The 10,429-nt window shown below is 69.4% G+C and carries 9 protein-coding genes, 1 tRNA gene and 2 pseudogenes; 6 read left to right on the plus strand and 6 right to left on the minus strand.

Annotation, left to right across the window (positions count from 1 at the left end; genetic code table 11):
- The 3 genes and pseudogenes from I0Q12_RS31765 to I0Q12_RS35025 all read left to right on the plus strand — a co-directional run.
- Positions 1–535, plus strand: a pseudogene (locus I0Q12_RS31765) (hemin transporter); the annotation flags it as partial.
- A gap of 73 nt (positions 536–608) precedes the next feature.
- Positions 609–2,861: a M28 family peptidase gene (locus I0Q12_RS02880; protein ID WP_197250513.1), complete on the plus strand. Its 2,253-nt coding sequence runs from the start codon at positions 609–611 to the stop codon at positions 2,859–2,861.
- Between the two features lie 102 nt (positions 2,862–2,963).
- Positions 2,964–3,410: pseudogene (locus I0Q12_RS35025) on the plus strand (TetR/AcrR family transcriptional regulator); the annotation flags it as partial.
- A gap of 135 nt (positions 3,411–3,545) precedes the next feature.
- On the opposite strand, the gene I0Q12_RS02890 reads toward I0Q12_RS35025, so the two are convergent.
- Both I0Q12_RS02890 and I0Q12_RS02895 read right to left on the minus strand, forming a co-directional pair.
- Positions 3,546–5,057, minus strand: coding sequence for a glutamate-cysteine ligase family protein (locus I0Q12_RS02890; RefSeq protein ID WP_197250514.1), 1,512 nt, complete (start codon positions 5,055–5,057; stop codon positions 3,546–3,548).
- A 68-nt stretch (positions 5,058–5,125) separates the two neighbouring features.
- Positions 5,126–5,944, minus strand: coding sequence for a M23 family metallopeptidase (locus I0Q12_RS02895; protein ID WP_197250515.1), 819 nt, complete (start codon positions 5,942–5,944; stop codon positions 5,126–5,128).
- Positions 5,945–6,203: 259 nt separating this feature from the next.
- Here I0Q12_RS02895 and I0Q12_RS02900 point away from each other — a divergent pair.
- The 3 genes from I0Q12_RS02900 to I0Q12_RS02910 all read left to right on the plus strand — a co-directional run bounded on the left by I0Q12_RS02900 (position 6,204) and on the right by I0Q12_RS02910 (position 7,663).
- Positions 6,204–6,276: transfer RNA gene (locus I0Q12_RS02900), tRNA-Arg, on the plus strand.
- 23 nt (positions 6,277–6,299) lie between these two features.
- A complete protein-coding gene (locus I0Q12_RS02905) occupies positions 6,300–7,103 on the plus strand; it encodes an amidohydrolase family protein (RefSeq protein ID WP_197250516.1) in 804 nt (267 codons plus the stop codon).
- 101 nt (positions 7,104–7,204) lie between these two features.
- A complete protein-coding gene (locus I0Q12_RS02910; RefSeq protein ID WP_197250517.1) occupies positions 7,205–7,663 on the plus strand; it encodes a hypothetical protein in 459 nt (152 codons plus the stop codon).
- Positions 7,664–7,679: 16 nt separating this feature from the next.
- Here the strand turns inward: I0Q12_RS02910 and mddA are convergent, their stop codons facing one another.
- The 4 genes from mddA to I0Q12_RS02930 form a co-directional block, all read right to left on the minus strand.
- Positions 7,680–8,462, minus strand: coding sequence for a methanethiol S-methyltransferase (gene mddA, locus I0Q12_RS02915; protein ID WP_197250518.1), 783 nt, complete (start codon positions 8,460–8,462; stop codon positions 7,680–7,682).
- Between the two features lie 71 nt (positions 8,463–8,533).
- Positions 8,534–8,863, minus strand: coding sequence for a YnfA family protein (locus tag I0Q12_RS02920; RefSeq protein WP_197250519.1), 330 nt, complete (start codon positions 8,861–8,863; stop codon positions 8,534–8,536).
- Positions 8,860–9,888: a hypothetical protein gene (locus tag I0Q12_RS02925; RefSeq protein WP_197250520.1), complete on the minus strand. Its 1,029-nt coding sequence runs from the start codon at positions 9,886–9,888 to the stop codon at positions 8,860–8,862. The genes I0Q12_RS02920 and I0Q12_RS02925 overlap by 4 nt, the downstream gene beginning before the upstream one ends.
- Positions 9,885–10,429: ATP-binding protein (locus I0Q12_RS02930; RefSeq protein WP_231609885.1), on the minus strand; the 545-nt coding region annotated here is incomplete at its 5' end. The genes I0Q12_RS02930 and I0Q12_RS02925, both read right to left, overlap by 4 nt.

Below are 10,429 nucleotides of genomic sequence, written 5' to 3' on the forward strand. Positions count from 1 at the left end.
CCCCACCGAGGACGGCACCGTCGCCCCCGCCGGCGAGGTCTCGAACTACCTGTTCGAGAACGTCTTCGAGGGAGACGAGCTTCAGGTGACCACGCCCTTCGGCGACCTGGTTCTCACCGAGAACGACGCGCCGCTGTTCCTCGCGTCGGCCGGTATCGGCTGCACCCCGATGATCGGCATGCTCTCGCATCTCGCGGAAACCGGTGACGCCCGCCGGGTCTCGGTGCTGCACGCAGACCGGTCCGTCGCGAACCACGCGCACCGCCAGGAGCTGGCGACGCTCGTCGAACGCATCCCCGGAGCCGAGGTACACCGCTGGTACGAGGATCTCGGTGCCCGTCAGCCGCTCGCGACGGTCCGCCTCGGTCGTGCCGAGCTGAGCGACCTGCCGCTCGATCCCGACACCCAGGCCTACCTGTGCGGTCCGCTGCCGTTCATGCTGTCGATGCGCGAGGCCCTGATCGAGCGCAACGTCCCGGCCGAGAACATCCACTACGAGGTCTTCGGTCCGGACAGCTGGTCGCCCGCTTCCTGACGCTCCACCCGCTACAGCCGTACCCCCGGTCCAGTGCCCGGGGGTACGGCTGTTCCTCCGCTACGCTCCCAGCATGGATCGCCTGCCGAACGTGCTGGGCCTGCTCGTCGTTCTCCTCGTAGGGGTCGCCGCGACGGTCGTCCCCGATCCCGCCGCTCCGCTCGGCGCCGACGCTCCGCCCGACCGGTTCAGCGCGGCGCGCGCGGCCGAACACATCGACGTCGTGGCCGCCGAACCGCGACCGCTCGCGTCACCCGGCCACACCGCGGCGCGCGACTACCTGCTGCGCGAACTCGAGGACCTCGGCTGGGACACCACCGTGCAGGAGGGCGTCGGCTGGTTCTCGCCGACCGATTCCCACACCCGGCGCGGCGCCCGGCTGAGCAACGTCGTCGCGACGCTGGCCGGCACGGATCCCACCGGAACCGTCGTGCTGGCCGCGCACTACGACACCGTGACCGCTTCCCCCGGCGCCTCCGACGACGGCATCGGGGTCGGCACCGTCCTCGAGACGGCCCGCGCCCTGGCCGACGGCGAGCGCCCCCGCAACAACGTCGTGGTTCTGGTCACCGACGGTGAGGAACGGGGCCTGCTGGGCGCCCAGCTGTTCACGACACAGCCGCCCCCGTTTCCGGGCCCGATGGTGGTGCTCAACCACGAGGCTCGGGGCAATGCCGGGATGCCGCTGACGTTCCGGATCTCCTCCCCCAATGCGGATCTGGTCCGCATCCTGGCGCAGGCACCGGACGCACTGGCCGACTCGTTCACGCAGACGGCGTTCGAGGCGTTGCCCAACGACACCGACTTCCGCCGATTCGACGAGGCGGGCCTCCACGGCTACGACACCGCGATCGCCGGGGGCAGCGCCTACTACCACACCCCGCTCGACACACCCGATCGCCTGAGCCGGTCGTCGCTGCAACAGATGGGCGACGTCGCCCTCGCCACCGCGCTCACCCTGGGCGCGACCGATCTGACCGCGCTCGGCGGGGGCACCGACATCGTCGCCACCACGCCGTGGGGCCTGCTGTACTACCCGCGGTGGATGGAGGTGGCGCTGACCCTCGTGCTCGCCGTCGCGGTCGCGGTGCTCGCGGTGGTCCGGATCCGCCGCCGCGACGCCTCCGCCGGACAGATCGGTCGGGCCACCGGGGTCGCGCTGGTCGCGGCGGTCGCGGCGGGAGGCGCTGCGTTCCTGCCGTGGTGGATGTCGCAGCGGGTCGTCCCCGGTCTCGGTTCCGTCCCGATCAGCGAGCCCTACCGGACCGGCTTCTATCAACTCGCCGCGGTCGTCGCCGCGGTCGGTGTGCTCACCACCGCATACGTGGCGGTGCGCCGGCGATTCGGTGCGCCGGCCTTCGCGGTCGGTGCGCTGGTGGTCGTCACCCTCGTGGCGCTCGCCGCCCTGCCGTTCATGGGGATCGCGAGCGTGCTGGTGCTGCCCGCGCTCCCCGCCGTCCTCGGGGTGCTCGTCGCCGAGGCGATTCCGCAGCGGTCGACGTGGTGGCGGACCGTCGCGGTGGTCGCAGGACTCCTACCGGCCGCCCTCGTCACCGTCCCGGCGGTGCTCGCCTCGTTCGACGCCGGCCTGATGTTCGGAGCGCCGCTCGCCGGCGCGTTCGTCGCGGTGCTGTTCGCACTTCTGCTGCCGCTGACGGGCCCGCTCCTGCCGGACCAGGGCGCCGTGCCGATCGCGGTGCTCACCGTGTTCGCGGTCGTCGGGTGCACGCTGCTCGGCGGTTACATCAACCGCGCCGGCGCGACCGCACCGCGCCAGGAGGAGGTGTTCTACTCTCTCGACGCCGATCACGGTGAGGCGGTATGGGCGTCGCCGGATCGGCCGCGCTCCGACTGGAGCGCCGACCTGCTCACCGAGTCCCCCGCCCCGTTGCCCGACTATTTCCCTTGGCGCCCGGGAACTTCGCTGGCTCACGGTCCCGCACCGATCGCCCCGCTCGAGCCGCCGAGGGTCGACGTTCTGGACGATGCGCAGGTCGACGGCGGCCGCGTGCTGCAATTGCGTCTGTCCTCCCCGCGCGGCGCTGCCACCCTGGGTTTGTGGGTCGAGGGCGCGACGGTGCGAGAGGCGATCGTCGACGGCGCGGCCGTCGAGCCGGGTGCCGACTTCGGATTCCTGTACACCACCGAGAACCCGGAGGGCATCGAGGTGCGCCTGGATCTCGAAACCACCGGCCCCGCAGACGAAGTCGAGGTCCGCGTCGCCGACCTGTCCGGTGATCTCGCGGTCGTTCCCGGGTACACCCCACCCGACGGGAAGGTCGTCGTCGGACCCATCGTCGCCGTCACCCGCACCGTGGTGCGCTGACGCGCCGGTGTGCCTTTGTGGCGGTGGGAGCCGCCACAAAGGCACACGGGCGGCGAAGCCGCACTCAGTACAGCGACCGTTGTCAAGTCCGGCCGCCGTGAGATGTACGCCGCCCTCACCAGGGACGCGGTCCTGGAAGCGGCACGTTCCCTCTTCGTCGACCGCGGGTTCGCCAACACCTCGGTCGAGAACATCGCCAAGCTCGCGAATGTCAGCAAAGGCGCCGTCTACCAACACTTCTCGGACAAGCAGACGATCTTCGCGCAGCTGGTCCGGGATTCGATCGCCGACGGCCTGACGACCGTCGTGAACACGATCGGCGACGTGACGGACCCGTGGGAACGGGTGGAGCGGGCCCTGCGCGCCTATCTGAAGGTGTACGCCGAGGACAGGGAGGCACGCGCCCTGCTGCGGCAGGTCGTCGGGGTCCTCGGCGAGGAACGCACCTGCGCACTCGACAACGAGTTCGTGATCCCGACGATCAAGGCACTGCTCGTCGAACTGGACAACGCCGGTGAACTGAAGCCGCTGCCGATCGAGATCACCACGCGACTGCTCTTCGACCTCCTGTGCGGCGCCCGCGAAGCCGCTGGCCGGCACCGAGGAAACCGAATCGACGTCACGCGAAATGGAAACGGTTATCCTGCATATGTTCTCGGGCCTGCGCCGGAACCCGGTGCCACACTAGGCTTCCCACTCGTGCACGGGCCGACCTCCGGCCATGTTGCGCACGTAGTCGCGCATCATCTCGGTGAGCGCGGTTCGGCGATCCGCCCCCGCGGCCTCCCGACGGGCGATCTGCGCACGCTGCCACGCCGCTCCCGTCTGACGGCTCAGACTGCGCTGTTCGATGATCCCGAGGTAACGGTCCTGCGCCCGCGACGACAACCCGAACGCCTCGAGTCCCGCGTGCGCCAGCGGCAGCAGCCGACGCAACACCAGTTCGTCCGCGCCGACCCAGCCCAGACCGGGCCAGTACAACCGCGCATCCAGTCCGTATTTCGCGCCGATACCCAGATTCCCTTGTGCCGCATCGAAACTCATCCGGTGCCAGATCGGGAGTTCGGCGTCGACGAGGGCCCGCAGCGCGCCGTAGTAGAACGCGGCGTTGGCCATCATGTCGAGCACGGTGGGCCCCGCCGGCAGCACGCGGTTCTCGATGCGCAGGTGCGGATGACCGTCCGCGATGTCGTAGACCGGGCGGTTCCACCGGTAGATGGTGCCGTTGTGCATCTGCAGCTCACGCAGTTCCGGGACACGACCCGCCGCCAGGTCCGTCTCCGGGTCGGCCTCGGACACCTCGGGCAACAGCGCCGGAAAGTACCGGGAATTCTCCTGGAACAGGTCGATCACCGAGTCGATCCAGCGTTCCCCGAACCACACGCGCGGACGCACTCCCTGGTTCTTGAGTTCCAGCGTGCGGGTGTCGGTTGCCTGCGCGAACAACGGAATCCGGCTCTCGTGCCACAGCGCCTTCCCCGCCAGGAAAGGCGAATTCGCCGCCAACGCGACCTGCACGCCCGCGAGGCACTGCGCGGCGTTCCAGTGCGCGGCGAACTCCTCCGGCGCGACCCTCAGGTGGAGCTGCAGCGAGGTACACGCCGCCTCCGGCACCACCGAGTTGGTGTCCGCCCGTAGCTGTTCGACGACGTCGGTGCCCGGCAGGGGCACCCCGTCGAGGTCGAGTTCGATGTCCTCGCCGCGCGCCGCGAAGATCTGTTCGTTGAGCGCCTCGTAGCGAGGGTTCGCCGTGATCCATTCGCGGCCGAGATGGTGGAGTTCGAGCGTCGGCAACATCCCGACCATGACGAGTTGCGCGTTCTGCCGGTGCATTCGCTCGTCGGCGCGCCGCAGCGACTGCCGGAGCTTTTCTTCGAGTTCGATGGTCGCGTCGCCGGTCAGCCGACCGGGTTCGACGTTCATCTCGACGTTGAACTGCCCGAGTTCGGTCTGGAACACCGACGCGTCGTCGATCGCTTCCAGAACCTCGAGGTTCGACATCGCCGGCGCCATGTCGTCGCGCACGAGATTGAACTCGATCTCCATGCCGAGCTGCGGTTCCGGCGGCTCGTGCACATCGATGAAGGCGTCGTCGCGCAACATGCGATCGAGCACCGACACGCAGGCCTGTACCTTGCGGCGGAACTGACGTCGGTCGTCACGCGTGAAGGATCGCATCCTGATCTCGGTGCCCATGACGTCCCCGTTCGATCCGGTAGCCGACGAACGTCCGGCCTATCCCCGGATACTATCCCCGGATCGGGTTACACGGCGCGGTAGCTACTCCAGTCGGCGACGACACCGCGGGTGTTCAGCCACGCATTGGGATCGGTCTTGTTGCCGTCCTGATCCCACACCTCGAAGTGGAGGTGCGGTCCGGTGGACCAGCCGCGGTTACCGACGGTGGCGATCTGGTCGCCGGCGCTCACGCGCTGGCCCGCGGCGACCTGGTAGGTGTCGACGTGGCCGTAGACGGCGGTGCTGCCGTCGTCGTTGAGCACGCGCACCCACTGGCCGTAGCCGGAGGCCGGGCCGGCGTCGAGGACCGTGCCGTCGGAGGCGGACTTGATCGGGGTGCCGATCGGGGCGGCGATGTCGATGCCGCCGTGGTGCGAGCCCCAGCGCTGACCGAAGTCGGAGGTCAGGGTGCCCGACACCGGCTGCACCGTCGTCGGCTTGATCGGGTTCAGGTCGTTCAACCACTGCCCGGCGTCACCGAACTGGTCGACGAGGTCTGCGAGCGGGGCGGGAAGTTCGGGACCGTGCACGTGGCCGTGGGCGTCGACGGGGGCGGTGACACCCGGGACCGCGGGAATCTCGAATCCGGCGGGCAGCAGGCCCTCGGGGACCTCGAACGGCAGCGAACCGGTCTGGGCCGGCGCCGGGGCGGCAGCGGCGGTACCCGCGGTGAGCTGAGCACCGACGGCGAAGAAGGCGCCGGTCGCGGCGGCGACGGTCGCGGCCTTCACCGGAACCGAGGGACCGGTGGGCTCCACGCGGTGACGGCCTCGCTCAGCGGCGGTGCCGGGCAGGTCGAACTCGAATGCTGCGACCTCGTCACGTCCGCGCTGGTGCCGTCCCACAGTTGCTACCTCGTCTTCGTCCGCTTCCGTCCGGAGGGTTCCGGCCGTTCCTGGCCGAATCAAGGTAACAAAACGATATCGCCATGCGCCACCGTTACGTTTCCTTTATCTCGAGTATCGGGAATCGGACCGACGCGTCGGTTTCGGAAACCCTTCCCCGCCCGATGTGAGCGCACGGATCGACCGCGTCACAACCCCTGCTCCCCGACCGCTACACTCACATCCGCGCAGCGAATCGGCCCGCCCGTCTCCTGTGCACGCCCTCGTAGCTCAGGGGATAGAGCACGGCTCTCCTAAAGCCGGTGTCGCAGGTTCGAATCCTGCCGGGGGCACTTCACCGCACTACCGTTGCCGTGTGTCCGACTTCCCGGTGTTCGACGCCCACCTGCACATCATCGATCCGCGCTTCCCGCTGATCGAGAACGACGGCTACCTGCCGCCCGCGTTCACCGCCACCGACTATCGGACGCGCGTCGCCACGCTAGGCGTGACCGGCGGCGCCGTCGTGTCGGGCTCGTTCCAGGGTTTCGACCAGAGTTACCTGCTCGACGCACTGCAGGTCCTCGGCACGGGCTTCGTCGGAGTGACACAGCTTCCGGCATCGGCGACCGACGACGAGATCGTCCGGCTCGATGCGGCCGGGGTCCGCGCGGTCCGGTTCAACGTCCGACGGGGCGGATCGGCGTCGATCACCGACCTCGACGCACTCGCACGCCGCGTCCACGAGGTCGCCGGGTGGCACGCCGAACTGTATGTCGATGCCCGGGACCTGCCCGGACTTGCGGCGACGATCGAGCGGCTGCCCGCGGTGAGCATCGATCATCTCGGGCTCTCCGCGGAAGGACTCCCCCACCTGCTGAAACTCGCCGAGCGTGGGGTCCGGGTCAAGGCCACCGGGTTCGGGCGGGTCGACTTCGACGTCCCGTCCGCACTGCGGGCCGTCGCCGCGGCGAATCCGTCGGCGCTGATGTTCGGCACGGATCTGCCGTCGACGCGAGCGCCCCGCCCGTTCCGCGACGAGGACGTCGAACTCGTCGTCGATGCTCTCGGGGCCGAGCTCGGCGCGGCGGCCCTGTCCGGCAACGCACGAGAGTTCTATCGCCTCGATCGACTGCGCCAAGATCACCGAAACAGCCCCGAGACCGAAACCGGTCGATAAACTCGATCGAGTCAAACGGTACGCGGGACGCGCCGCGTGCGCTTCGGGGAGCGCAGTGGTGGACGCCCGGACGTGACATCCCCTTTCGAGGAAGCAGCAGCATGAGCGCCCTGCGAATGACCCGTCGAATCCTTGCCGTTGCGGCGCCGATTGCGGCGGCCGCACTCTTCACCGGCGTCGCGGCAGCGGCCCCGCCTCAGGGACTGGGGACCGCCGTCACCATCGGTTGCCTCAACCAGGGCAGCCTCGCGTCGTTCTCGGCCATCACCGCGCAGCCCGGCCCCGAAGCGTCGCCGCCCATCGGCGCCGGCGAGGTGCTGTTCACGAGCGCACCCGCTCTGGGACCGGTCCCCGCCGCCGGTCAGGTCACCGTCGCCTGGCTGAACCGCGACACCGGCCAGGCCGGAATCACCGACCTGACCGGTACCTACCCGAACCTGTCGGGTGTGGCGAAGACCGGCTCGGGCAACGTGTTGACCACCGTGTTCGGTTCGGTCAGCCTGGGCAGCGGACCGGTCTGCAACTCGACGCCTGCGACCGGGATGGTCTTCGTTCCCTGAGTTCGCAGTCCCGAGTTCAGGAACGGCTGAGTTCACGCACCGGTGACACGCGGCGCCGGCCCGGCACGAGCATCGGCACCTGAGTCCGGTAGGTGCGGTACCTGTCCCCGAAGGTGCCGATGAGGTCGTGTTCCTCGAGCTGTATGGCGACGAGGACGTAGACGGTCGTGACCGCGGCGAACATGAGTCCTCCCACGGACATCGTGGGCGCCACCCAGAACGCGATCAGGAAGCCTGCGTACAGCGGGTGCCGCACGATCCGGTACAGGCGCGGCGTGAGGAATTCCGCGGTGGCAGCGGGCAACTCGAGCTGATTGCGGATCACCTGACGGACACCGAACAGGTCGAAGTGGTCGATCGCGAATGTCGACGCCAGAACCAGTGCGAACCCACCGAGCGAGACGGCGTAGAGGACGACGCGCAGCCACATCGTCTCGACGTCCCATACCTGCTGCGGTATCGGACGCCACTGCCACATCACCAGTGCCAGTGCGGCGCTGGCGAACAGGACGTAGGTCGCGCGTTCGATCGGTGGTGGAACGATACGGGTCCACCGGCGTTTGAACCAGGGCCGGGCCATCACCGAATGCTGCACCGCGAAGATCGACAGCAACGCGAGGTCGATGACCACCGCGACCGCGGTGGGTGCGGCGGGCCCCTCGTCGATCGTGCGGGGTACGACGAGTCCTTCGACCCATCCGATGGCGTAGAGGAATACGACGAGGAACGCGCCGTAGCCGAGCATGCCGTATCCGGTCATGAGGGTGCGGGACAGGCGTGAGGTGGTGTGAGTTGTCATGCGGTCGAGTCTCTGCACCGGCACACCCGCCGGATAGGTACCCGGGGTGGCGGATTCGGCCACCCGCCGTTTCAGCGTGGGCTGTACATGATCAGCCCGACGCCGATCAGGCACACCAGGGCTCCCGCGATGTCCCACCGGTCGGGGCGGAACCCGTCCATCACCACGCCCCACAGCAGCGAACCGGCGACGAACACCCCGCCGTAGGCCGCGAGGATCCGGCCGAAGTTGGCGTCGGGCTGCAGTGTTGCGACGAATCCGTAGGCGCCGAGCGCGATGACCCCGGCGCCGATCCAGATCCAGCCGCGATGTTCCCGCACGCCCTGCCACACCAGCCAGGCACCGCCGATCTCGAACAGGGCGGCGAGGGCGAACAGGACGAGCGATTTGGTGACGGTCACGCGGAAGACCCTACGGTCCGGTCACGCCGGTTGCCGTCGGGCCCGAACTCCGCGCGTCGCACCGATTCTCCGCTCACCAGTACGGACACCATCGTTGCCCGGCCGGGAGGAAGCACCCGGACGGTGACGGAGCCGTCCGTCACGGCGGCGAGCTCGTCGGCGATCGCCCCCTGAACCCGATCCCGCACAGCGGGTTCGGCGTCGTCCATTCCGTGGTCGTCGAGCAGCACGACGTCCACTCCGCGACGGCGCGCGGCCGCAACCTCCTCGACGAGGGCGGGGTTCTGAAGCATGGGGGCCCGCACTGTGTCGCGGAGCCGTGCTTCGAGCACCAGGCATTCGAGGCGTTCGGCATCATCGAGTTCCGATCCGGACGCGATGCGCTCGAGAAGCGGGCGAGCGAGCTCGTCGAGCCTGTCGAGTTGCGCGTCGCGTTCCTCGATCATCGCCGACGCCGCGGCCTCCGCCGCGATCCGCTGAGTGGACTGCTCCCGCAACTCGTAGATCGATCGGACGACCGGTCGGATCATGTATGCGAAAACGGTGCCCATGAGTACGGGGGCAGCGTTGATCGCCACGACGACGAATCCGACTTCCCCGGCCTCCCCGGCACCGACGATGGCGGTCGCGAACATCAGCACATAGCCAAGCCAGGCGAGCGCGACACGCCCCCGCACGCACATGAACGAGAAGATGATCTTCGACAGACCGACCGTCCACAGCGGCGAGAGATCGGGCATCGGCAGCGGGCCGGCCAGCAGCACGAACCCGCAGGACACCACGCCGCTCGAGGCCAGCGCGATCGACGGCCCGAGCGGCATCGGGTCGCCCGGGACCGCCACGAGCGCAACCGCGGCGGCGATGCACACCCCCGCCGCAGGTATCAGCGGCCAGATCGCCCCGGCGTCGGGCGCAGCGTCGACGGCGAGGAGGACGCAGGTGACGGCATACAGGGCGACCAGCGCCCAGGCGGCCGGGGTACGCATCCCGAGCAGATCACGGATATCGGGGACGGGTCCGGTCATCTCGGCTCCTGCCAGGTGATTGTGACGATCGTGCCCTGCCGGGGCGCCGACTCGACCGTCGCGTCGCCGCCGTCGAGCGCCCGCATGCGCGCACCGATGGATACGGCGATGCCGAGTCGGCGGCCACCGACCCGGGCCGGATCGAACCCGATACCGTCGTCTGCCGCGGTCACGGTGAGGGCTCCGGCAGCGGCGTCGACGGTGACCGCACGCTTCGCCGCCGCGCCCGCGTGGCGGACGCTGTTGCGGAGCGCCTCGGCGAGCGCGGCCGCGACGGCCGCGCCCACGTCGCGCGGGTACAGCGTGCCCGCGGCGCCGGGAGCGATGTTCACCACGAACCCGATGTTCTCGTCGACTTCGGTTGCGACCGAACGAAGCCGAGCCACCACGCCGCCGACATCGGATCCCGGGTCGTCGCCGGAGTTCACGCGGAGATCGTCGAGTTCGGCGATCGCGCGCCGGGCCTGCCCGACCACTCGCTCGTCCGTCTCCTGGCGGCCCGCGGACAGCAACGTCGACATGACCCGGTCGTGGACGAGCG

The sequence above is a fragment of the Rhodococcus sp. CX genome (assembly GCF_015865005.1).
GTDB lineage: Bacteria > Actinomycetota > Actinomycetes > Mycobacteriales > Mycobacteriaceae > Rhodococcus.